The 23,734-nt window shown below is 40.2% G+C and carries 21 protein-coding genes; 14 read left to right on the top strand and 7 right to left on the bottom strand.

Going from position 1 to position 23,734, the window contains the following annotated elements; all coding sequences use genetic code 11:
• Positions 1–20: 20 nt before the first annotated feature.
• The 4 genes from F0475_RS03515 to F0475_RS03530 form a co-directional block, all read right to left on the bottom strand.
• Entirely contained in the window at positions 21–470 is a 450-nt protein-coding gene (locus tag F0475_RS03515; protein ID WP_155715402.1) for an NfeD family protein, read from the bottom strand.
• A gap of 210 nt (positions 471–680) precedes the next feature.
• Positions 681–1,574: a M48 family metallopeptidase gene (locus F0475_RS03520; RefSeq protein WP_155715403.1), complete on the bottom strand. Its 894-nt coding sequence runs from the start codon at positions 1,572–1,574 to the stop codon at positions 681–683.
• Between the two features lie 135 nt (positions 1,575–1,709).
• The gene (locus tag F0475_RS03525) at positions 1,710–3,023 is read right to left on the bottom strand and encodes an MFS transporter (protein WP_155715405.1); all 1,314 of its coding nucleotides are present in this window, start codon (positions 3,021–3,023) and stop codon (positions 1,710–1,712) included.
• Between the two features lie 17 nt (positions 3,024–3,040).
• Entirely contained in the window at positions 3,041–6,775 is a 3,735-nt protein-coding gene (locus tag F0475_RS03530; protein ID WP_155715407.1) for a DUF4922 domain-containing protein, read from the bottom strand.
• A gap of 139 nt (positions 6,776–6,914) precedes the next feature.
• Here F0475_RS03530 and F0475_RS03535 point away from each other — a divergent pair, with 139 nt between their 5' ends.
• Together F0475_RS03535 and F0475_RS03540 are read left to right on the top strand one after the other, a co-directional pair.
• Entirely contained in the window at positions 6,915–7,184 is a 270-nt protein-coding gene (locus F0475_RS03535; protein ID WP_009436135.1) for a hypothetical protein, read from the top strand.
• A gap of 12 nt (positions 7,185–7,196) precedes the next feature.
• Entirely contained in the window at positions 7,197–8,147 is a 951-nt protein-coding gene (locus F0475_RS03540; protein ID WP_155715409.1) for a cation diffusion facilitator family transporter, read from the top strand.
• A 42-nt stretch (positions 8,148–8,189) separates the two neighbouring features.
• Here F0475_RS03540 and F0475_RS03545 read toward each other — a convergent pair whose 3' ends face one another.
• Positions 8,190–8,501, bottom strand: a complete 312-nt coding sequence (locus F0475_RS03545) for an MGMT family protein (RefSeq protein WP_155715411.1) — start codon at positions 8,499–8,501, stop codon at positions 8,190–8,192.
• Positions 8,502–8,600: 99 nt separating this feature from the next.
• Complete coding sequence (locus F0475_RS03550) at positions 8,601–9,149, bottom strand: glutathione peroxidase (protein WP_009436142.1); 549 nt, start codon at positions 9,147–9,149, stop codon at positions 8,601–8,603.
• A gap of 426 nt (positions 9,150–9,575) precedes the next feature.
• Between F0475_RS03550 and F0475_RS03555 the strand changes: the two genes are divergently transcribed.
• From F0475_RS03555 to F0475_RS03610, 12 genes are all read left to right on the top strand, one after another.
• Entirely contained in the window at positions 9,576–10,004 is a 429-nt protein-coding gene (locus tag F0475_RS03555) for a DUF6078 family protein (protein WP_155715413.1), read from the top strand.
• 360 nt (positions 10,005–10,364) lie between these two features.
• A complete protein-coding gene (rlmN, locus tag F0475_RS03560; RefSeq protein ID WP_155715703.1) occupies positions 10,365–11,405 on the top strand; it encodes a 23S rRNA (adenine(2503)-C(2))-methyltransferase RlmN in 1,041 nt (346 codons plus the stop codon).
• Positions 11,406–11,446: 41 nt separating this feature from the next.
• A complete protein-coding gene (locus F0475_RS03565) occupies positions 11,447–12,577 on the top strand; it encodes a PdxA family dehydrogenase (RefSeq protein ID WP_009436095.1) in 1,131 nt (376 codons plus the stop codon).
• Positions 12,578–12,613: 36 nt separating this feature from the next.
• The gene (locus F0475_RS03570) at positions 12,614–13,612 is read left to right on the top strand and encodes a lysylphosphatidylglycerol synthase transmembrane domain-containing protein (RefSeq protein ID WP_004382596.1); all 999 of its coding nucleotides are present in this window, start codon (positions 12,614–12,616) and stop codon (positions 13,610–13,612) included.
• A 73-nt stretch (positions 13,613–13,685) separates the two neighbouring features.
• Positions 13,686–14,255 (top strand): metallophosphatase domain-containing protein, encoded by a 570-nt coding sequence (locus tag F0475_RS03575; protein ID WP_155715415.1) that lies wholly within the window; start codon positions 13,686–13,688, stop codon positions 14,253–14,255.
• A gap of 12 nt (positions 14,256–14,267) precedes the next feature.
• Positions 14,268–15,197, top strand: a complete 930-nt coding sequence (locus F0475_RS03580) for a hypothetical protein (RefSeq protein ID WP_234422946.1) — start codon at positions 14,268–14,270, stop codon at positions 15,195–15,197.
• A gap of 60 nt (positions 15,198–15,257) precedes the next feature.
• On the top strand, positions 15,258–16,508 hold the full coding sequence (locus F0475_RS03585; RefSeq protein ID WP_155715417.1) for an MBL fold metallo-hydrolase: 1,251 nt from the start codon (positions 15,258–15,260) through the stop codon (positions 16,506–16,508).
• Positions 16,509–17,984: 1,476 nt separating this feature from the next.
• A complete protein-coding gene (locus F0475_RS03590; RefSeq protein ID WP_155715419.1) occupies positions 17,985–18,422 on the top strand; it encodes a DUF6078 family protein in 438 nt (145 codons plus the stop codon).
• A 222-nt stretch (positions 18,423–18,644) separates the two neighbouring features.
• Positions 18,645–18,992, top strand: coding sequence for a hypothetical protein (locus F0475_RS03595; protein WP_155715421.1), 348 nt, complete (start codon positions 18,645–18,647; stop codon positions 18,990–18,992).
• Positions 18,993–19,145: 153 nt separating this feature from the next.
• The gene (locus tag F0475_RS03600; RefSeq protein WP_155715423.1) at positions 19,146–19,973 is read left to right on the top strand and encodes a hypothetical protein; all 828 of its coding nucleotides are present in this window, start codon (positions 19,146–19,148) and stop codon (positions 19,971–19,973) included.
• A gap of 102 nt (positions 19,974–20,075) precedes the next feature.
• Positions 20,076–22,361 (top strand): RHS repeat-associated core domain-containing protein, encoded by a 2,286-nt coding sequence (locus F0475_RS03605; protein WP_234422959.1) that lies wholly within the window; start codon positions 20,076–20,078, stop codon positions 22,359–22,361.
• Positions 22,362–22,364: 3 nt separating this feature from the next.
• Positions 22,365–22,823: a hypothetical protein gene (locus F0475_RS03610; RefSeq protein WP_155715424.1), complete on the top strand. Its 459-nt coding sequence runs from the start codon at positions 22,365–22,367 to the stop codon at positions 22,821–22,823.
• A gap of 609 nt (positions 22,824–23,432) precedes the next feature.
• On the opposite strand, the gene F0475_RS11815 is transcribed toward F0475_RS03610, so the two are convergent.
• Entirely contained in the window at positions 23,433–23,594 is a 162-nt protein-coding gene (locus F0475_RS11815) for a hypothetical protein (RefSeq protein WP_234422947.1), read from the bottom strand.
• Positions 23,595–23,734 lie beyond the last annotated feature (140 nt).

Below are 23,734 nucleotides of genomic sequence, written 5' to 3' on the forward strand. Positions count from 1 at the left end.
TTCTAGTTGTCACACATATTTCAACATTTCTCAACAGTTGCGATGATAGAGTCGAGACGAAGTATTCGAACATCATCTCCAACGCCTATCTCTTGTCCATCTACTGACTTTGCTTTCCACGAGTCACCATCTATCTTCACTCGTCCATAGCCTCCCGATTCTATTTTGTCGGTTACTTTTCCTTCACGACCAATCAGAGCATCGGTATTACTCAACCGCTGATTCTCGCCTTTATGAAAGTATTTCAAGGCAATAGGACGCACATAGAAAATGCTTAATAAGCTGAAGATAACAAACACAATGACCTGTACAACAATACTATCTATCCCCAATGAGATTAATGAAGCACACAAGCTACCAATGGCAAAGCACATGATGAAGAAGTCATTACTCATCATCTCAAGGATTAGACATACTATCCCAGCTAGCAACCATACCAACCAAAGGTTCTGTATTATACTATCTATCATAGCAGTAAAGGTTTGATTTCGTTTGTAAAGATAGTGATAAAAAATGAATCTATCAAATGTTTACATAAAAATATGTGCCTATTTAAATACGAAGAGACGCTCTTCTCATATTGAGAAAGGCGTCTCTTTGCATCAAAGAGGGCGTCTCCTTAATATAAAAGAGGCGTCTCTTGAATATGAACAGCATGTTGTTTCTATTTCAACTAGGCTTTAACGGCGCTTCTTTGAAGTCTTCTTTGACGAACCGATATATAATGTTCCTGCTGTCGAGCTTGTGCTTGTGCGAACATTAGAAGAGTCTCTCTGACGATAGTACTTCTCTGCTTCTGGTAGCCACTTCTCAATGTTTTGAATACGACGAGCATCTGATGGGTGATCACTAAGAATCTCAGATGTATTGCTATTAGTACCTGCTGCCATACGTTTCCAGAATGTTACAGCATTCGCGGGGTCGTATCCTGCCATCGCAGCAAATATCAATCCCATGTAATCGGCCTCACTTTCATTGTCACGACTGTACTTTAGATTACGGAAGGAGAAGTATCCTCCAGCTACTTGAGCAGCTATATCACCAACACCACTACCCACAGCAGAGTTCAAGACAGTACCTAGGATGTTTGTTCCCATCTGCTGATTCATCTGCTTAGTAAGCTGTTCTGCACTGTGTTTAGCCACTGCGTGCGCAATCTCATGCCCTAAAACGATAGCTAAACTTGCCTCATTTTGAGTATAAGGAAGTAATCCCTCATAAACAACAATCTTACCTCCAGGCATACAGAAAGCATTTGCTTGCTTGTCTTGAACAAGGTTGAACTCCCATTGGAAGTTCTTTACTTCATTGGCATAACCATTATTTCGCAAGTAAGTCTCTACTGCATTTGCAAGGTTACGACCAACTCGTTGAACCATAGCAGTGTTCTTTGCATCCGTTGAACGCTTTGCAGATGCCATGAACTTTGTGTACTCTTGGTTACTAAGACTTAGTAGTTGAGCATCCGAAACACTAAGTCTATGGGTGCGCCCAGTCAATGGTACCTTAGAAGCAGTACCACATGCTGTCATCAAAGCAACGACAGCTACCATTAAAAAATACTTGATTTTCATATCTTTCTAATTACCTTTTATAACTTTCCGAGCACGAAAGTACTACTTTTTCCATTACTATCAAACGATTTAAATACCTTTTTTAAAAAGGTTAACAAGTAACAAATCATTTTGAAAGAAGTAGTTCCTACAGGATTAAATAAGCCTTTCACGCTTACCAATGTCCTTTGTTATCGGTATAAAATAAGCCACAATGAAACTGATAATACCTGATATTGCAACCATAAGAAAGAACTTTCGATAACCTACATACTCTTGTAAGAAGCCTGTAAACCATCCAGACATCACCATAGAAAAGGCTGTTATTGCTGTTCCTAATGAATAAGTGAAGGTGGAATGCTTACCTTTTGTACAAAAGCCTAGCCATACGATGTAAGTTGTTAAGCCCAAGCCCGCCCCAAAGTAATCAATAATAATACAAATATTAATGATGGATAAGGTGGAAACAAAATAATAACTTAGGTAGACAAAGAGGAACTTTGGTAAAGTGAGGGTCATGACAAAAGGCCATAACCAGCGTTGTAAACCATCCCGACGGACAAGACTTATACCTAAGCCACATCCTGCTATAAAGGCAAAAGTTCCCACTGTGCCTTGCACCAAACCTAATTCTTGAGGCGATAGAGCTAATCCGCCATTGCTTCCGGGGTCAATCAGAAAGAGTGGAGCAACCCTTATAAACATTCCTTCTGGTATCAAAAAGCAAAAGAGAAAGACGAGATTTGCAACGTAATGAGGTCTTCTTATGAAGGCAGCTGTCACATCATGCCACCATTGGCGAGTAACACCACTCCATATAGGGAGCTTTGCGCGAATAACAGCCTTTGGCAGGATAAGGGCATGCAATAAGGTCAGTGCAATCATCAAAACGGCTAAAGCCCAGAAAAGAGTAGCCCAGGCTGGACGAACAGTTCTATTAATCACCTCCAAGTTACCTGCTAATGTGATGGGAATAGCCATCCCTACGATGATAGAAAGCAGATAAGAGACAGCTCGAAGACCAAAGAATGCAGGTCGTTTCAGCAATAATGCCTCGCGATTATAGAGTCTTTCAATAGCTACATCATGCAAGGCTGCAGCTATCGCAATGACCATAAAGGCTGCAACAGAGTATGAAAACCAATTATCAAGGCGCACCGAAAGGGCTGAAGCAACAAGACTTAACGCCATAACACACTCTGTAAGGACTATCCAAAAACGCTTACTTTCATAACCAACAACGATTCGTCCCAGTAGAGGACGTAGGATAAAGGGAAGGAAGAACCATGATGTTGTAAGAGTAATAGCACCATTCGACAACCCCATCCGATTATAATAAACCAACGAAGTCATCAATAAGATAACATAAGGTAAACCACGTGTAAGATAGAGCGTAGGTATCCATAACCAATGACTAGACCATTGGCTTGTTATAGGAACCCCCTTTCGTATTTGTTGTCCGTCGTTCATCTCTTACTCTTTACGCCTTATATATATAAGGTGTCTATTATTGCTTGCTGGTAATAATGGTGGAGAATCTTATCATACTTATAGCCCTTCTCCCCCATTACAGCAGCCCCTATCTGGCACAAGCCAACGCCATGTCCCCAGCCCGCACCAATGAGTTGGAAGTGTTGTGGCACTCCGTTCTCTATGTCACTACGCTTTACAACGAAGGCAGAACTATACAAATGAGTTTCACTCAACGTGCGTCTTATCTCTAACTCTTTACCAATAATACGACTATACTTAGTCCCAACAATCTTTAAACGACAGATTCTCCCACTCTTTCCACGCTCTAATGGTTGCAAATCAACGATCTTTCCAAAGTCAATACCCGTCTTTCTGCGTATTAACTCAGCAAGTTCTGTTTGACAGAAGTCCACCTTCCAACGATAAAAGTCGTGCGTCTCTTGGTCATAGTTGTTGAGTACTTGACTCAAAACTGCAGTATCGTGCGTATTACAGAATGCTTCTGGAGAAGACAAGATCCATTCTCGTGCATGAGTTTCATTGGTTAAGTCTATACTTGGAGTAGCACCTAAAAGTGCTTTGTCACTAACGGAAAGCAGATAAGACTTACTTAGATTCTCCCAACAATACTGATACTCTTCTGTTACTCCACCACAACATTTGCTGAAACGGGCATCACATATCTCGTTACCAGCCATCAATACTTGTCCACGAGTTGCCTTGATGGCTTCCTCCACATGTGGACTCGTAGCTTTCGTAATACCTTGGTAACGTTGACAATGGTCATCGGCACAAACATCAAAGAGCTTATGGTCTTCCCTATCAAACCATCTTACCAGCTCTTCGGGTGTTTCGATCATAGCCGAAGTGGCACTCTTTCGATTGTTAGCAATATCTTTCCGCTTCTCTATCTGCGCCAACAACCAACTACGAGAAATAACTGCATGTGCCTTCAAAAGCTCTAATGAGGAGGTAGCACTCATCTCACTGGATATAACACTGGCTAAGTAACGCTCAACGGGGAGCTTGTTTATTGCCACAATCTTACCTTCATCAATGATAAGATGCAGCTGCCCGAGGAATGTCTGAGCCTCTTTTCGTTCCCAATGGAAGTTTACACCAATAGTAACATCTGCCAATGTAAAGGATGACTCCGCACTCTTTGGAGTGAAAAGGAGTTCTTCGTAATAGGCACCCTTCCATCTTATCTTACCTTGAGAATACTCAACAAGCTGTTCACCAATCGCCTCCTGACCATCAAGAGTATATTCATTATTTAATTGAAAATGTATCTTTTCTGCACTGACAATACCTACAGAAACTTCTGGTTCTGCTTTCTGATTAGCCAATGATATGTTCTTAACAACCTTATCCATCGCCTCTTTTGATAAAGAAACCTCCTGCAAGATGGCTTCGGCACGTTCTGCAGTCATTCTTTCAAAGTCTGTTTGACGTGGAAGAATGAGTAAACCACCCATATCCAAACTACCGGGACTCACCAAGTATTGGGCATCTCCCTCTGCAGAATAGCATGCTGGACGATGCTTCTGACGTGGGAAAACAACAGAGATAAAGCGTTCCTCATCTCGCCAAGACACGATGTTCATCATCGGTTCGGACTCATCTTCTTTCAAAGGGAGGGCATTATAGACTGTTTGGAACAACTGTGTATCATGTTCCTCATCGTGACTCACAATAGCAAGAGCTGGACAGATATAATCTTCTATCGCATAGATTCCATCCTTGTTATCCAATGTCAACAATGGTTTAGATGTCCTCCACAATGCTTTCCAATGCTTCTGTATGGGTAAGATACCGCTTGTCCCTGCCTGGAAATGCAAATGATCAGGAGCACTGGCACCACACTTTGGACCATTATAAAATACCATCAGGTGTGGATATAAGCTCAACAAGCGATGCACCTGACCATAGTTTGCGGCTATAGACTGTGCTTGGTGCTTGCAAGCAGGTATTGTGAAGTGGATAGGAAGGATGGGGAAAGGATTGACTAAGATGTCGAAATCATGATGAAAAGGCAATCCTATCTGTACAGAAGGGCGGTTCTTAGCACAAAGGAAACAAGGACGTTTCGCAAGGGAGGCCTTATCTATCTTCGCCCCAGTGCTTACCATGCGTGCAGGATTGTATTGCGCGAGGGCTGAACCCACCTCACGTGTCTGCACGTTAGCCAACTCCTCAAACCGAGTCTGTACTTCTTTCCATTGGTTCAGCTGCTTATGAAAAAAATCGTAAAGCCCTTTCTCTATGTTATCGTTCTGTTGTTTGCGTGCAAGCAACTCCATTGTACGCAGTTGATCCTTGTATGTATTGTTGGCATTAAGCCTCTCTAAGCTCAGAACAGCATCACTATTCCCACCCCAACGACGGCAGAGATAAAGTTCATCATAGATTCTTCCAATACGAAAAGAGCGACTGAAAGCCAATCCCATGGCGTAATCTTCACCATAACTAGTGTTTGGGAACTGCACTTGTCGGGCTAGTGGCGTAAAGAAAGCACGCGGAGCTCCAAGTCCATTGATACGTAATGCATTGTTACAACCATTGTTTTCTGTCCACTCACTATGGCTTATCAAGCCCGGAGGTAAGGTGTTTAAATCGAAGTCACACATACGATATGCCCCCACAATCATTGCTGCTTTCTGGTCATGAAAGGCGTTAACTATGGTTTGCAATGTACGTTCTGACGAATAGAGATCATCACTATCCAGCTGTACTGCAAAGCGTCCACAATGTTCGTCATTGATAGCATAATTCCAGCAACCACCTATCCCGAGGTCTGTTCTTGAGGGTATGAGGTGTACCAATCGGTCATCCGTTGCCAAAGAATTAAGTATCTCTGTAGTCTTATCTGTTGAATGATTATCCACTACAATGACGTTAAACGGGAAATCAGTAACCTGTGAGAGAGCTGAAACAACAGCATCTTTCACAGTCTTCTCACGATTATAAACAGGGATAATCACCGAAGCCTCAACAGGGAAATCACCTTTTGTGAAGTCGGGTTGAGCATAACGTTGCGTGTCAACCAAGGCTCCGATGGCTGCAAGATGGCGTGTTGCAGCTTGCTCCATCTCAATCTGTACCTCTCGATTGCGTGGGTTCACATAGTCAAACTGCTTCTCCCCACTGGCACGAAGATCGTCTTCCTCTTCTGTATATAGGTATTCATTCAGGTGGAAAATACTTCCTTGTCGACTCAAGAACAGGCGCAAGTCATACCAACCTGCATATTTATAATGTTCTGATTGACGCTCTTCTGCATATTTCCGCAGCATCTTTCCATTTAGAAGAACTACTGATCCAAAGTCGAAATCATCCCTAATACTACCCAACTGATAGTCGATTACAGGATGTTTCTGCGTCTTTCCATCCTCAACGGAATAATGATCTGCATAAACCATAGCCGCCCCTGTCTGTTCAGCCACTTGTATCATGCGTTCCAAAGCATGGTAACCTAAGGTCAAAGGACTTGACTTCATATAGAACAAAACATAGTCTACTTCTGTGGACTTAGCCATCAACAGCATCATGTCTGACGCCAGTAAGCCTGTTCCCTGCAATACTTTTGCCTGCTCAGGTATGCCTTCTACAGCAACAGACTGTGCCGCTAAGAAAAACACTTGATCAACTATCTCTCCTTTTCCCATAGGCAGTTGAGCCATCAATGAAGCCATTGTTTCACTCGAACTATAGGCTAAGAAGCAACTTATCTTTTTGTTCTTTTCCATCTGAATGTATTGTTTTCTAGTATGCAAAGATAATACAAAATCCTTTATTACACCTATATTCAATCTTTTAAAAGCAATATTTATCCATCTTTTTACGTAACTTTGCGACCATTAAACATGACATATAATAATAGAAAGAATGGATAAGGAGAATCATATTGATCGTGCATTAGCATTCATGGAGCAGCTTGAGAAGTTAGGAAATCAGTTGCATCAAGCTGAAGAACATCAGAAAGTTATGTTGCAACAAATGCTAACAATGAGTAAACTCAACCTAACGGACACAGAGGAATACTATACACTGGAACAGCGAAGTAAAGACCTTCAGGCTATGATTAACAAGTGGCGTCCTTACTACGAGGAGCGTTTGAAGATGGTAAAAGAGGCGCAAAAGGCTGCGAAGAAATAATCAATAAGGATAATGGAAAAGGATAATAACAAGGGAGGAATGATGAGTGTTATCGCTGCTTTGGGTGCAAATGTACTCGTGGCGATATCTAAGTTCGTTGGTTTTGCAGTCTCTGGATCGGCCGCAATGCTAAATGAATCGATCCACAGTATCGTGGATTGCGGTAATGAAATACTCTTACTCGTAGGTAATAAACAAGCAGAAGCAGAGCAAACAGACCAACATCCGTTTGGACAAGCACGTGCAAAGTACTTCTATAGCATGGTAGTTGCGATGATGTTGTTCTTTGCGGGAGGTGCTTTAGGTATCATGGAGGCTATGGAAAAGCTGTTTCATCCAGAGCATAGTGTGGAGAACACATGGTTAGTCATGGGTATTCTCGTCTTCGGATTGATAGTGGAAAGTATCAGCCTGCGCGTTGCCTTCAAGGAAATCAACGAACTAAACAAAGACAATCTGCCCCTTTATCGCTTCTTGAGAGAGAGCCGTCACAGTGAAATTCTCATCATCTTTGCCGAGGATATGTGTGCTGTTGTGGGCTTGTTGATTGCTTTGATGGGTACACTTCTTAGTCATTTCACAGGCAATCCATTCTATGATGCACTCTCGGGTGTGCTTATCGGTGTGCTACTCTGCCTTGCAGCGCTCTTATTGGCACGTGAGTTTTATAGTCTGTTGATTGGCGAGAGCGTTACAAAAAAGGATCTTGCTCGTATCAATGAGGCTTTTAATAGAGATGACATCAGCAAGCTCATCAATATAAAAACAATCCATCTCAGTCCGACAGACATACTTGTGACGGCAAAGGTGGATATCAAAGACGAGTGTGAAGCGCAATCGCCTGAGATTATCAACGACATTGAGCGCACCATACGTGCAGCCTTTCCAAACTATAAGATTTATATTTATATCGAAACTGACAACTATCAAGAGGATTACGACAGCGCACACCCTACTCGCTAAAACATCAACTTTTCGGCCATAAAAAAGCAATGGCAATGAGAACTATTCATCTAGTTTCCATTGCCATTTCTTCATATCTACACATCCATTCGACCGAAAGGTAACACCTTCTGACTCGAGTAACTGCCGTTGTTCCGCCCAATCAGGAGCAGTCCTCCCAGCACTATTCACCACCCTATGACAAGGTAGTTTCTCCGCTTCGCCAGCATTATGTAGCATCCTTCCCACCAATCGTGCATGATGAGGATAACCCAAGAGCCATGCAATCTTACCATAGCTTAACACTCTTCCTGACGGAATTGATGCCACAACCCCATATACTCCTTTGCGAAAATCAGCGATGTCTACTGCCATTCCTAACTATTGAGAATAAGAATAAAGCACAAGAAGGATGACTAACGGAGTCTCTCCGCCAGCTCATCCTTCTCTATATTAACTTACGTGTCAGTATGTTTAGAGTTCTGCTTCAACAGCTTTCTGAACCTCTTTGCAATCAACAGTTGGCTCGAAACGAGCAACAACCTCGCCGTTACGATTTACCAAGAACTTAGTGAAGTTCCACTGAATATCGTTCTGTTTACGTGGTTCCGAGTTAGCCTTGTTGTACAAGTCTTCCATGATAGCAGCCAACTTCTCCTCGTAAGCACCACCATCATAACCCTTTTGACTCTTCAACCATGTGTAAAGAGGAAGTTCGTTTGCTCCGTTTACATCACTCTTCTTGAACTGAGGAAAGTCAGTCCCGAACTTAGCTGTACAGAACTCATGTATCTCTTCATCAGTACCTGGTGCCTGGTGACCAAACTGATCGCAAGGAACATCAAGGATTTCCAAGCCCTTATCCTTCAAGCTGCGATACATAGCTTCTAGGTCTTCATATTGTGGGGTGAAGCCACAGCCAGTAGCAGTATTAACGATAAGAAGAACCTTACCCTTATATGTTTCGAGGCTCACCTCATTACCTTTTTTATCTTTCAAATTGAAGTCATAAACTGTTGCCATAACTTTTCTATTTTATAGTTTATAATGTTGTTTCTTCTAAAAAGTCGGTTTATCGTTAGAAGAAGCATGTCACCTCTTGTGGCTCCCACCATCGTCAGTGTCATGCTCCATTCCATCTAACGTAATCACTTATCATCAAATAAAATTTACATCATGAGAGTTTCTTATTCTCATTACGATTGCAAAGATAAAAAGAAAAGTTTATATCGTAGGCGATTAGGCTTTATCTTTAACATAATTTCGCATGATCTCTATCTTAGAACAGGCTCTTTAAGTCGACTTAACAAAGCAAATTCCGATTGAGAAAATTATTATTACGAATGCAGTTCATACTGAATAGAATTTATTACCTTTGCATTCAGCATATCTGATAACCAATTAGAAAGCTACAAACAAAGAATTAGTTTGATCCTAACAACTGATGAAATGAAGAACAAGAATTATTATCAAGGGGCACCAAAGCATTATCTCTTATGTTATAACACTCATTGTGAGAAGGGCAAAACCTGCTTACATCGACTCGTGGCAAGCGCAGAGGTATGCAGAGATAAAATCGTTAAGTGTGTCAATCCAGCTGTAAATAAGACGGACAACTGCACTTATTACCAGCCAGAAAAGGTCGTTCGCATGGCGTATGGCATGAGATATACATTCGACAAAGTGCTTGCCACAGATGTAGCAAGTATTCGTCGCCAACTCATTTCGCACTATGGTAATGGTTCCTATTACCTTAGGAGGAACGGAGAAAAGCCTATTCCGCCTGCCGAACAAGCGTTTATTAACAACGTGTTCAAGGACTTTGGCTATGAAGATGGAGCCATTTTCGATAGCTATAAGGATGAATTCGACTGGTAGATCAAGTCGTTTACTCGTAAACTTCTCCACTCGTTTACTTGCAGTTCCGCATTTACAGGATTATTACAAAAGGCTTGTAGAACCATTACAAAGCACTTGGAGAGGTATTACAAAGCACTTGGAGGAATCCTGTAGATGCCTTTCTTCATTTGAGAATAGGCTTTTTTTCGTTACTCTTCCTTGATTTTTGCTAACGAGACAGAGCCTCCTTGCACTGGACTTCATTATCCGTTTCGTACTACATCACATCATTTTCAATCGAAGTAGATTGTAGAGAGATAGACAACTTATGCACAAAAAGAACACGGATTTAGCCTTTTTTTCGTTATCTTTGCAGGCAATAAAACATTGAGAACAAGGATGGGAACAGCAAAGAAGTATCTGTTAGGAATGACACTTGGCGAACTGAAAGAGGTTGCGAAGTCGTTGGGGATGCCTGCATTTACAGGTGGTCAGATGGCGAAATGGCTTTATTCACAACATGTGAAGAGCATTGACGAGATGACAAATATCTCTAAGGCAAACCGCGAGAAACTAGCTGCTGAATATGAGATAGGCTGTAAAGAACCTATTGATGCTCAACATTCTAAGGACGGAACAATCAAGTATTTATTCCCTACGGATAGTGGGAAATTTGTTGAAACAGTATATATCCCAGAAGAAGATCGTGCCACATTGTGTGTTTCTTCACAGATTGGTTGTAAGATGAATTGCCTCTTCTGCCAAACAGGTAAGCAGGGCTTTGAAGGGAATTTGAGTGCAACTGATATCCTAAACCAAATATATTCCCTCCCAGAACGTGACAAACTGACCAACATAGTGTTCATGGGTCAGGGCGAACCAATGGACAATCTCGATAACGTTTTACGTACTACTGAGGTGCTGACTGCTGACTTTGGTTATGCGTGGTCGCCTAAGAGAATCACCGTAAGTAGTGTAGGAATCAAGGGGAAGTTAAAGCGATTCTTGGAAGAAAGTAATTGTCATGTGGCAATCAGCATGCACTCTCCTCTGCATGAACAACGGTCGGAATTGATGCCTGCCGAGCGGGGAATGTCGATTGAGAGTATCGTTGAATTGCTAAGTAACTATGACTTTTCGCACCAGCGTCGGTTGTCTTTTGAATACATAGTATTTAAGGGAGTCAATGACTCTGAAGAGCATGCTAAGGAGATTGTGAAGCTCGTTAGGGGGCTAGAATGTAGGGTAAATCTGATTCGATTCCACCCTATTCCCAACATACCTTTGCATGGAGTTGAAGACCACAAGATGGAACAATTCAGGAACTATCTAACGCAACATGGAGTCTTTACGACTATTCGTGCGAGTCGTGGTCAAGACATCTTTGCCGCCTGTGGGTTACTTTCTACAGCCAAGAAGATTGCTGAAGAGAGACGATAAAGTTGAATAAGACAGTATCAAACTATACAAGATATACATATATGAACGAGAATAAAAGAGTCCGCGTAGCTATCACACACGGAGATACAAATGGTGTTGGATATGAGTTGATATTCAAGACCTTTTCTGAACCAGATATGCTTGAGCTATGCACACCCATTATCTATGGATCGCCAAAAGTAGCCACCTATCATCGTAATGCATTGGAGATGGAGGCAAACTTCACGATTATCAACGATGCAAGTGAGGCTAAAGAAGGACGATTAAACTTGCTCCCTGTCTTTGACGAAGAGATAAAGGTTGAGCTAGGTGTTGCTTCAGAGGAATCGGGCGAGGCTGGATTGAAGGCGATAGATAAGGCGCTGGAGGATTATCGTCAAGGCTTATTCGACGTGTTAGTGACTGCTCCTATTGACAATAATGACAAGTTCCATTTCTGTGGGCAAAGCCGTTATATTGAAGATCACTTAGAGACTGAAGGGAACGGATTATCTATCTTTATCCACGAAGGACTGCGTGTGGCATTGGCAACACGTAATCTTCCTCTCCGTCAAGTGGCTGATTCTATCTCGAAAGAAAGTATTGAGAACAAGACAAAAGAACTCTTCCAGAGCTTACGACGCGACTTCCGAATCTCTTGTCCACGCATTGCCATATTAGGATTGAACCCTAAGGCGGGCGATAATGGCTTATTGGGTTCCGAAGAAGAAGAGGTTATCATGCCTGCTATCAACGAACTCGTGGAAAAGGAGATACAAGTCTTTGGTCCGTATGCTGCCGATACCTTCTTCAGTAACGGCGATTATCAAGAGTTTGATGGGGTTTTGGCTATGTATTACGAACAAGGTTTATCCCCCTTCCGCACACTCTCTGACTTCCAAGGAATCAACTATACATCAGGAATGTCACTCGTTCGTACAGCCGCAGAGATACCTAATAGCCTTGCGATTGCAGGGCAAGGCGTTGCCAACGAGCAGGCTTTCCGCCATGCCATCTACCTTGCTATCGACATCTTCCGCAATCGTGCAGAATATGACGAGGCTCTAGTTCATCCGCTACCAAAGCTCTATAAGGAGAAGCGTGATGAGAGTGATAAAGTGCGTTTCGCTATCCCTCATAAGCGGGAAGACCGCACTCCACATAGCGAGCGACACGAAGAGAAGCGAGGATAATATCTATCCAACAGATAGAACTCCATCCATAGACTCATGAGTAAAAAGCATCAGAATATATTCTTTGGGTTCGGCTTAGTCGTGTTAGTCATTATGATTACTCAACTCGACTTTGCTGATGTCTGGCGTAATCTACAGCATGCTGGTTACTGGTTCTTTGCCGTCATTGCACTATGGGCTGTTCTATATCTGTTTAACACATCGGCATGGTATGTCATCATAAAAAGCCAAACGAAAGGAAATACGGAACAGCAACGTGTTTCCTTTCATTGGCTTTACAAAGTGACGGTATCTGGCTTTGCACTTAACTATGCAACGCCTGGCGGATTGATGGGAGGCGAACCTTATCGTATCATGGAACTAACACCGAAGATAGGAGTTGAGCGTGCCACATCATCTGTTGTGCTATATGCTATGACACACATATTCAGTCACTTCTGGTTTTGGTTCCTATCGATATTCCTTTACTTGTTCACTCAACCCGTCAACCTATTGATGGGCACAATGCTAAGCGTTACTGGAATCTTTTGTATAGCAGCGATATGGTTCTTCTTGACAGGCTATAAGAAAGGACTTGCCGTGCGTGTGATGAGTATCGTGCGACACATCCCGTTCATTAAGAAGTGGGCAGAGCCTTTCATTCATCAGCATAAAGAAGAACTCGATAACATCGACCGACAGATTGCATCACTTCATAACCAAAACCCACGTATGTTCTTTACAGCGGTTCTATTGGAGCTGTCCTGCAGAATCTGTAGTGCCTTAGAGATCTTCTTCATTCTATTGGTTCTCATGCCAAGCGTCAATTACTTCGATTGCATCCTCATCCTTGCTTTCACCTCGTTATTTGCCAACATGCTCTTCTTTATGCCTTTGCAACTGGGCGGACGCGAAGGCGGATTCCTCATGTCAGTTACTGGCTTAGGACTTAGTTCAAGTGCGGGTATCTTCGTCGCACTGATTGTCCGCATCCGAGAGTTGATATGGACTGCTATCGGCTTATTGCTGATCAAGATTGAAAAGCGAAAAGAATAAAAGAGCAGTCTTATGAAGAGTACTTAACCAAAATACTATTAACTTATCCTATTAAATATTCATCTAAACAATAATGAAGATTCTTCATATATCTGACACACACAACAGGCACCATTTATTGACAAATCTACCTATGGCTGACATCATCGTTCACTGCGGAGATTTCACTGACATGGGAACAGAAAAAGAAGTTCTAGATTTCCTTAATTGGTTCATAACCCTACCCTATAGATATAAAATCTTCATAACAGGTAACCATGACCTATGCTTATGGGATGCGGATAATATAGAGGATTTACCTAATAACGTATTCTTCTTGCAAGATAAGAGTATTACACTAGAAGGCATTACACTCTTTGGATTGGGTTACAATCATAATGAAAAGAAAATCCCAACTAAGGCGGATATTATCATCACCCACGAACCACCATTAATGATTCTTGACGAATCAGCAGGGAGACACTGGGGGAATAAGGCTATTCGTGACAGAATATTTAGCACCAAGCCCTATGCCCATCTATTCGGACATGCTCATGAGTCTGTAGGTAAAATTCTAATAAGTAACACCTTATATGCTAATGGAGCAGTATTAGATGATCAGTACCAATTATACCAGACACAACCATTATTACATAACATTTAATCATTCAGTATTATGAGCAACCATTATAAAAGAGGATTTCATGTAGATAAATCAGGCGAAACTCTCCGAAAGAGTCTATTAGAAGGACCATTAAACAAATTCTTGGAATGTGTCAACAAAAACCCAGATTTAACCTTTCAAATTAGAGACAACTACTTTAATATTTATTATTGGGGAGGTAACATAGCACGGGTCTATTCCGATAAGAGAATAGAGATTGACAGGAACTACTTCAGAAAACATTCTAAAAAAGAAGAAAAAGATCAACTTGAAATCATAGAAAAGGAAAATCATTGTCTACAGCTTTTCAAAGAGGGGAAATATGAGGCTTATATAGCATACATTAGTGCTGCTATGGAGCACTATTGGCAGAATATTCTAAATGGTAAAGGCGTTGAAGAGAAAAAGGCACAACATCTTTTGTGTCTACGTAATCAGTACAAATTATCAGACTATACAATTATCGACTTAGAATATCAGGTCAGTAAAAGATCTGAATTCAAATATTGTGGGAATAAAAGAACCCCTGCAGGAAAGATTCCATCACCACGCTTTGATATCATAGCCATAAGAAACAGCGATCATTGTCTATGCATCATAGAACTAAAGAAGGGAACCAAGGCGCTTAAAGGCACATCTGGACTCAAAGATCATGCCCATTCGTATGCTTACTCTATTGGAGCTAATACCAAGACAGAAGAGGCATTTACTAAGGAAATGGATGAAATTGTAGAGCAGAAGAAACAACTGGGGTTATTACCCAAAGATATCAAGATAGACTGCAGTCACAAACCTGAATTTATCTTTTGTTATCAATTCAAAGAAGATGGAACTAGTTTTGAGTCCCAAAAGGAGGTTTTCAGAAAGGAACAGAAAGGAGAAGCTAAAGGGATAAGAGTTATATGGCTAAACAAAGAAGAGTATCAGCTTTATGATAGATAAGCCCCAATTATCTTCATCCTATAACAACCTTTCAATATCACCAAAGAGCGTATATATAATATGATAAACATAACCATACATCGTGGAGCTAATCAAATTGGTGGATGTATTACTGAAATTGCAACTACAAAAGCCAAAATTATCATTGATCTTGGTAGTAATCTACCAGGAAATAGGGTAAAGGAACTAACAGTAGAACAAGTTACTCAAATTACAGCGGATGCGGATGCAATATTCTACACCCACTATCATGGAGATCATATAGGTCTATTTCATCTTGTTCCAAACGACATTCCACAATACGTTGGTAAAGGAGCTTTGGAGGTTATCAAGTGCAAATATGATACACTTTCCAAACATATAGATACAAAGGAAGAGCAGAATACTATCAATCATATGCGTACATACTTTGCCAACGAACCTATACAAATCAAAGATATCCGAATTACCCCTTACTTCTGCAGTCATTCTGCCTTTGATGCTTATATGTTTAAGATTGAATCTGAAGGGAAAGTTATATTACATACAGGTGACTTTCGAAATCATGGCTATCTAGGAAAAGGGTTAGACCGCATTCTGAAATATTATATCGGGCAAATAGACCTTCTCATAACCGAAGGAACTATGTTGGGACGGACGCAAGAGAAAGTATTACATGAAATGGATATCTTGTCTAATACCATAAAAGTTCTAAAACGGCATAAGTATGTTTTCGCACTCTGTTCTTCTACGGACTTAGAACGATTAGCCTCTTTTAAAGAAGCATGCAAATTAACACACAGAGTATTTTGTTGTGACCATTTCCTATCATCAATACTGGATATATTCACAAAATACACGAAGAGTAGTATCTTTAATTTTTCTAACAAATTCCTATTAAATCAATATAATGAACCAAAGGTTAGGGAATTTCTAATGAAGAGAGGTTTCTTAATACCTGTTAGAAGCAGCCAGATTGAACGTATAAAGAAACTGATAAATACTTACAATGACGCCCCTCCTTACCTGATTTACTCGATGTGGCAAGGATACCATAATGGGGAAAAAGAACACCTTAACCCACAAATCATTGCAATGCGGGAGCTCTTCAACGGAAGGATTTATGATGGGACTAGAGATGGTTTTCATACCAGCGGACATGCAGATCTTAAAACCCTTCGTAATGTATGTATAAGAACAAATCCTCATACTGGAATTATATTCATCCACAAAGATTTTAGTTCTTCAATAGAAGCTTTGCATCTTCCTACAAGAATCCATTTAATAAGAGCAAATACAATAAGAGACAATTTTGCGATTCGCATCTATTAGATAGTAGCAAATATCCAGTTGTATATACCCATATAGTAAAAACAAGAAATAACCATAAAGACTAACTAACGGCGATTACTTGTCTCCACTTCTATCAAGCTAACAAGCGAGAGCATGGCTATCAACACATTAATTATTCCCAAGCTCTCTCTTTATTATATCATAGGATTCGATACATTCACTTCCACAAATATTGCCGACCGCACATGAGCATTGGATACAAGGTTCCACAGAACGCTCACTTCGAGCAAGGCACACAGAAAAGAGTGTGGAAGAAGAAAGTTTATCCTCAAAAAGATAGCAGGAATGAAAACAATCCACTATCTTTGCCAAGCCAGACAACAAATCGCTAGTGAAGGTGTATGTCAACCAGCATAAAACAGAATGATCCATTGAGGAGCATCCAGTATTGCAACACAAGCGAAGCCACAAGCTCTGCATATCCAATAAAGACCAAGTGTCTAGCTTTCCAGTAGACTTACAAAAAGGCTGTCTACTTATTCAGCTAATATAACAAAAAAGTGTCTAGCTAAATGAGGAAAAATCAATCCTCACAAGGAGGTTGATTCAAATAATAAATAAATTGAAGCAATGGGATTATATAGTATATCTGGTTTTTTGACTATAAGTTTAGTTTGCTATCTATTCTATCGCTTAAGGCAATCGCAATGCAAAAAGTCTTTAATGTATTCAGTTGCCTATATAGTTTTATGTACTCTTCTTATTTCAGGCGTCATCGGGTTGTTTTATAGAGCACTAGAGGGCATGAACTATATAATAGTAGGCATTATTATGATATGGATTTGCTCTAAGTCGCATCATTCTGGGGGAGGCGGTGAGTATATGTACATAAAAGGCTGGATTGGTGCAATCGCATCATTAATATATGGAATATTAAAAATATTAGACATGATATAAACAAGATGAAAGTCACAAAAAACTATAAAGTTCTATCTTATATGATCAAACTAATTCTGTATGAAAGTGTATAAAATCTTATCTTACATGTTTTTTAGTATATATACTATATCGAAGTATTCAGTTCTTTGGATGAAATATCCAAGAAGACGGTATCGATATGCAGAGTGGTATTTAATAGATATAATCTTAAATGTTATAGGGGGAGTATTTCTCTGTATTTATTTAACTTTACAGTCTGTATCTATTCTGGCTTGGACGAAAACAGATAAGATAGGTTTGCTTCTTTTAATTATATTTCTCATACCTGTTATAAGCAAATTCTGTGAAAATAAAGTTTGTAATTCTCTTTCAAAGTATTACAAGACATACAAAAGTTTAAATAAAAACGTGAAGTGTCTGTATATGATACTTTCTTTGTGTACATGGTTGTTATCTTTAATTTTATTCATTGCTAGTATTATAATCTCCTTAGCAACCCTTTAGCCCCCAATAAATTGATTCATTCAAACTAAAATGAAAGAACTTGCAAAGTTCTCGTAAAAATTAAATCATAATATGGAACAACTACCCTTCAACTTCGCTTCCGTTCCCCCTACATGGGAACTCTGTTTTAACAAAGACTGTCCACGCAAAGACACTTGTATGCGTTATTTTGTTGGTCAGCATCTACCAGACGATAAAACCGTGGGCTATGCCATCTATCCTAATGCGCTGCAAAAAGGCAAATGCAAGTTTTACGTGGAAAAACGGGTGATACGAGCAGCATGGGGATTTCACAATTTATTCCTCAACGTAAAACGCGTGGACGACACTCCGATACGCAGAGAAATTCAGCAATATCTCGGTAGTCGCCCCACCTACTACCGCTACATGAACGGACAACTCACCCTCACACCCGAGCAGCAAGAGGGTATTATGAACATCTTCCGCTCGTATGGTTACACCGAAGAGTTAAGCTTCGACAACTACTTTACCCGTTATGCTTATGAATAAAATAGAGTATCATAATAGTCTCAAAGAATGAGACTCACAGTTTCATCCTATGAAACGCACCGTTCCATCCTATGAAACCCACCGTTTCACCCTATGGAACGCACCGTTTCATTGCTTGAAACTCTATGGACATTCGTAAATGGTAAGTACATACCTAAGACTGGTGCAAAGCCGTATGGCTTTTCCTTCTATCTTTGGTTTTTCTAACACAAGAGGTAATACATGGATTCCATTCTATTTAAAAAAGTACTATATTGGGGAGCTGGAGGTATCCTTTGCCTTTTAGCATTTGTCTTTAATATTAAGGAACTCAACAATTTTGAGCCTTATAAGCAAGTATGCTACACATGTGCGTTTAATGTAAAAGTAACAAAAATAAAGAAGAGCCGCGATTATTATATCACTGGGGAAAATTTTAAGGGGAAAAGCATAGAGTTTGAAGTGTACGATGTTTGGGACTTAAAAGAACTTCAGGTTGGTGACAGTATTATTAAACAAAATGGGGAGTGGAAAATAAAAATAGTAAAAAGGGATACAACTCTTTTTATTAAACCAGAATTTCCTGTATAGTGATATAGAACTGTATTTTCAAAATATACAGTCTATACAAAGTTAAATAAGGGCACGGAGACGACCTATATATATACGACAAGCAGCGTGAACGTCTGCAGGTGATGAACCCTTACATTGGATATTGAATTATGACGAGGAGTATAGTAAGAAATGATTAAATATTACTTTAATAAATTGGGAATATATATTAGCGTAATACAGTCTTTAGTGTTACTTTTTTCCATTCTTTGTTCTATTGATTATTACCATAAACAAGAAGTTATTGCTTCCACCCATCCTTTCTTTATTAAAAGAGAACAAATTATATCTCGAGGAGGTAACAGAAATGGTGTAAATATAAACATATTATATAACAATAAAGAGTATTACATAGGAATATCCCATAGCCAAGAATCAGACATAGAAAGTACTCCTCTATACTATGATGTAGACAGAGATCAAATTTTCACAAATAGCGAAACGATTTATGGGATAATTGTTTCTTGGATCACTTTTCTTTTGTCTTTTTTCTTATGGAAAGCAGTAAGACCGAAAAAGAAATATATTTGGGCTATTGACTCTAAGAACAAAAGACCTCAAGAAATGTCTTACAAAGGTATGATAACATGGTTGGATGGGAAACCATTCAAACTATGGTATAATTGTTCTTATTATAAGCTTACAAAGCAGGAGTACAGGACATTTGAAACAATTCTGAAGAAGGAGATGGACTGTAGCAACAATACATTGCCATATAACCATTATTTTGTACAATATTTCGGATATCAGAAAATGTATATGAAATATGTCTTTGCTAATTTGTATGCTTACGAAATCCACAATGAGCAAGGGATAATAAGAAGTAGGTATCGAACTATCTTTAATTCTGCAGATGGCGACCAAGGAGGACGGGACTTTGTTCAAGCTCACATAAATATAACCAATAAGAAAGTGGAACTTCTTAGTATAAACAGAGGAACAGAAATCAGCTATAAATAGACAGCTAAGATATAATGAGGGACACTATGTATAACGAGCGTGGCGGACATCAGGACTTATGTCTATGGTGCTACCTATGACAGCTGGAACCGTGTGCAGACGATGACTTATCCTGACGGTGAAGTGGTGACTTATCACTACAATGCTGCAGGACAGGTTGAGAGTCTTACGAGCAATAAACAGGGACGTCAGAGCGTTATTGTTGACAGGATAGGTTACGACAAAGAGGGTCATACGGTCTATACGAAGCTCGGTAACGGCACGGAGACTACCTATACCTACGACAAGCAGCGTGAACGTCTGCAGGTGATGAACCTTACAGCGGACGGTCAGGCTGTGATGGAAAACAGGTACCAGTATGATGCTGTGGATAATATCCTCGGTATCACGAATGCTGCCAACCCAACGTCGCTTACAAAACTCAACAAGGCGAAGCTGGGAGGAAGGAGTTCGCATACGTATGAGTATGATGAGCTGAACCGCCTTGTTCATGCAAACGGTAAGGCAAAGCGTGCATCGTATGACATGGCGATGTCGTTCGGACGGATGAGTGAACCGCTGACCAAGGTACAGAAGGTGGACTCAACGACAACTGCTAAGTCTTATAACTTCGCTTATAAATATGAGGACAGTAACCACCCGACGGCTCCAACACAGATTGGTCACGATCATTACACGTATGATGCCAACGGTAATCCAACACTGGTAACGAACGATTCGGCGAATACTACCCGTGAGATGTATTGGGATGAGGATAACCGCCTGATGGTCTTAAGCGATAATGGCAAGACGAGTCGTTATACCTACAATGCTGCTGGCGAACGCATCATGAAAAGTTACGGTACGATGGAGGGTGTGTATATCAATGGTGCACCGCAGGGTATCACATTCCACGAGACGGACAACTTCACACTTTATCCGGCAAGTATCCTCTCTGTTAACAAGAATAGATTCACGAAGCATTACTTTATCGGTGACAAGCGAATTGCCAGCCGTATCGGTACAGGATTGTTTAACAACGTTTACGGACGCAACGGCTCATACGTAACGGCTGGTCAGCAGGACTATGCTGAACGTATGAATCAGATCCAGACACAGAAGGAAGCATACTATAAGAAGGTGGGTGTAGCTCCAGGTGTACCGACAGAGAAGGGTGCGTATGGTGATCCGGAGAACACGGGTGTTGGTTATAATGCCGTCCTCACAGAACTCGGCAACCATGATGTGCCACAGGGTTGGATTCAGACTCCACGCCCCAACACCACACCGAATACTAACCCCGGTCCACCTGTAAGCTGGAATGACCCGAGTAATCCTGATGACCCACAGGCTGGTTATGGTTATATTCCTAATGACACTACGAAAGAAGAAACCTTCTTCTATCACAGTGACCACCTCGGCTCAACGTCCTACATCACAGATGATAAAGCCAACATCACACAGTATGGTGCTTACCTGCCATACGGTGAACTGTTGGTTGACGAGCATAGTAGCAGTGAAGAACTGCCGTATAAGTTCAACGGCAAACAGTTTGATGAAGAGACTGGCTTGTATTATTATGGTGCAAGATACATGAATCCTATGGCAAGTCTGTGGTATGGAGTGGATCCGTTAGCAGAAAAGTATGTTCAAACTATCCCTTATCTATATGGTGGTGGGAATCCTATTAGGATCATTGACCCTAACGGAAAGGGATGGGTCGAAACAAAAGATAAGAAAACTTATTGGGATGAGAGGGTTAACTCAGCTAAGGATACAAAGTTTATTCCTAAGGGTGGTAAATTCTTGGGAAATACAGCAGATATGTTTGATGATCAGGGACAATATAAATTTGGAGACGAACAAGGCAATATCCTTTCGTCTCATCCAATGGACGATGTTGTTGTTATTGGTGATAAGGACTACAAATTCCATCATAGTTTCGGCTATCAACTCTTCGGTGATACAAGAAACTCAGATGGAGGTTTAGGACCTTGGAATCCAAGAAAAGTATACTTAGGGTTCACTTTCGATGCAACTGCAATGGCTATCAACTTAAGTTTTGAGATGGGATTTGCCTTGACTCCTGGACATCTCAGTACTTATGGTGATTTATCTGCTGGATATTCTCCCTCATATATCGATATGGGCTTGGCAATGACTGCTGGATTTGATGATACTCCTACTGATTATAAGGGGCGAACTTGGTCCATGAGTTTACCTACTATTGACGGATTAGGAGTATCTTTTGGCGGGACATACAACAAGACAGAAGGATTTAATTTCTCATCTGGAGCTATAAATTTTGGAACAAAGACTATAGTTCCAAGAATAGGTGTGACACAATTAGAAGGTGTTAGTATAAAATTTATTAATTTAGGATTTGAAAAAAATATAATTGGCAAATAGATTATGAATATAAAATATAAGATCTCTAAAGAGTCACTTGTTTTACAAGCCATAACAAGTTTCTTGCCATTAGGAGCATCTATGTTCTGCTTATTGAATATTAGTAAAAACTCACCAATACTTTATATTGTATTTAGTTGGCTTTTTCTTTTAGTATTATTAGTATGTTCTATTAGTTTTTATTTTATATTCCAACGGTTATGGAATAAAGACTTCTTATATACTCAAAAGGATAGAATATATTTTTATGATTGTTTAAGAGCTAAGTATGTTGATGTGAAAATAGCCGATATAGCTGGAATTAATGATTATGGTCTTCCTATATATCCTTATACTATTCTTATCATTTATACAATTTATGGTAGAATATTTACATGTCCAGACCTTGCAGAAGGGGGTAAAGATAAAATCTCTGAAAGAATCTATGACATTATATATAAGACAGGGAATAATAGCGATTGATATTATGAACCTTATAGTGAGTGATTTTTTGATGTTAGGTAATAAAAAAGTTAGGTTTTGACAATGACAAATAGCCTTCTTGGGAGTCTTTTACAGCTTGTGATAGGTAAATAAGTGCTATGAATATATTCTAATATTTGATTAGATGTCCCACAACTAGTCTAAAAACCCCAAGTTAGTTTTTGTTTTTAGTTGCTGTCACTTTTAACACTCTACGTAGACCGCTTGTTATCAATGCGTTGTGACATGGGGAGGAGTGACAGGAGTGACAGGAAAATTGAAAAACAGGTGTTTTTATGATGTTCGACTAACTATGCAGGGGGAGAGGTACTCGCTTGTTATGAAAGGGAAAAGAGCATAAGAAAGGTTGTAATAAAGATTCATAAATTGAGAATAACAGGTGGACTTTGACACGGTAAAAGATGCCCTTTTGCATGGTAAAAGGTGCTCTTTTGAGGTGTAAAAGACGCCCTTTTGCAGCGTAAAAGGGCACCTTTTAGAACGGCATTTGTAAGTCTTTGGTAAACAACGGACTACAAGTCTGTCTTCTTGGTATATCTCGTGATTTTATAGACATGTAGCTTGATTTTCCTGTAAACATATTTCAGATTAGTCTGTAATGGCACGGTGGTATGCATCGGGACGGCTAATCTTACGAGGACCTGCGCTGGAGCGTTTTACCATGAGCAGGCATATCCCATAACTATCAGTTCCCCTTTCTCCACTCAAACGCAAAAGCCGATTACATCGCATTTCCGATTTTGCTGTCATTTCTGTCACTCTCTTTTTGCTTTTAACCGTCTGTATATAAGCTTATTACGCGAAGTGTTAAAAGTGACAGCAACTAAAAATTAAACTTAATTAGGGGTTTTGATGCTTTTCTCTTGGTTACATTTACGCACACAACGTCC

Origin of the sequence: Prevotella vespertina (genome assembly GCF_009728485.1) — a bacterium.
Taxonomy (GTDB): Bacteria; Bacteroidota; Bacteroidia; order Bacteroidales; family Bacteroidaceae; genus Prevotella; species Prevotella vespertina.

Bases quoted from the DNA above. Each gene is read 5' to 3' on its own strand.
- F0475_RS03590 (WP_155715419.1), top strand. From the start codon at position 17,985: ATGGAACAACTACCCTTCAACTTCGCTTCCGTTCCCCCTACATGGGAA.
- F0475_RS03530 (WP_155715407.1), bottom strand. From the start codon at position 6,775: ATGGAAAAGAACAAAAAGATAAGTTGCTTCTTAGCCTATAGTTCGAGT.
- F0475_RS03610 (WP_155715424.1), top strand. From the start codon at position 22,365: ATGAATATAAAATATAAGATCTCTAAAGAGTCACTTGTTTTACAAGCC.
- F0475_RS03605 (WP_234422959.1), top strand. From the start codon at position 20,076: ATGACTTATCCTGACGGTGAAGTGGTGACTTATCACTACAATGCTGCA.
- F0475_RS03545 (WP_155715411.1), bottom strand. From the start codon at position 8,501: ATGGCAGTAGACATCGCTGATTTTCGCAAAGGAGTATATGGGGTTGTG.
- rlmN (WP_155715703.1), top strand. From the start codon at position 10,365: ATGGGAACAGCAAAGAAGTATCTGTTAGGAATGACACTTGGCGAACTG.
- F0475_RS03565 (WP_009436095.1), top strand. From the start codon at position 11,447: ATGAACGAGAATAAAAGAGTCCGCGTAGCTATCACACACGGAGATACA.
- F0475_RS03580 (WP_234422946.1), top strand. From the start codon at position 14,268: ATGAGCAACCATTATAAAAGAGGATTTCATGTAGATAAATCAGGCGAA.
- F0475_RS03525 (WP_155715405.1), bottom strand. From the start codon at position 3,023: ATGAACGACGGACAACAAATACGAAAGGGGGTTCCTATAACAAGCCAA.
- F0475_RS03575 (WP_155715415.1), top strand. From the start codon at position 13,686: ATGAAGATTCTTCATATATCTGACACACACAACAGGCACCATTTATTG.
- F0475_RS03570 (WP_004382596.1), top strand. From the start codon at position 12,614: ATGAGTAAAAAGCATCAGAATATATTCTTTGGGTTCGGCTTAGTCGTG.
- F0475_RS03515 (WP_155715402.1), bottom strand. From the start codon at position 470: ATGATAGATAGTATAATACAGAACCTTTGGTTGGTATGGTTGCTAGCT.
- F0475_RS03595 (WP_155715421.1), top strand. From the start codon at position 18,645: ATGGATTCCATTCTATTTAAAAAAGTACTATATTGGGGAGCTGGAGGT.
- F0475_RS03600 (WP_155715423.1), top strand. From the start codon at position 19,146: ATGATTAAATATTACTTTAATAAATTGGGAATATATATTAGCGTAATA.
- F0475_RS03520 (WP_155715403.1), bottom strand. From the start codon at position 1,574: ATGAAAATCAAGTATTTTTTAATGGTAGCTGTCGTTGCTTTGATGACA.
- F0475_RS11815 (WP_234422947.1), bottom strand. From the start codon at position 23,594: ATGACAGCAAAATCGGAAATGCGATGTAATCGGCTTTTGCGTTTGAGT.
- F0475_RS03555 (WP_155715413.1), top strand. From the start codon at position 9,576: ATGAAGAACAAGAATTATTATCAAGGGGCACCAAAGCATTATCTCTTA.
- F0475_RS03540 (WP_155715409.1), top strand. From the start codon at position 7,197: ATGGAAAAGGATAATAACAAGGGAGGAATGATGAGTGTTATCGCTGCT.
- F0475_RS03585 (WP_155715417.1), top strand. From the start codon at position 15,258: ATGATAAACATAACCATACATCGTGGAGCTAATCAAATTGGTGGATGT.
- F0475_RS03550 (WP_009436142.1), bottom strand. From the start codon at position 9,149: ATGGCAACAGTTTATGACTTCAATTTGAAAGATAAAAAAGGTAATGAG.
- F0475_RS03535 (WP_009436135.1), top strand. From the start codon at position 6,915: ATGGATAAGGAGAATCATATTGATCGTGCATTAGCATTCATGGAGCAG.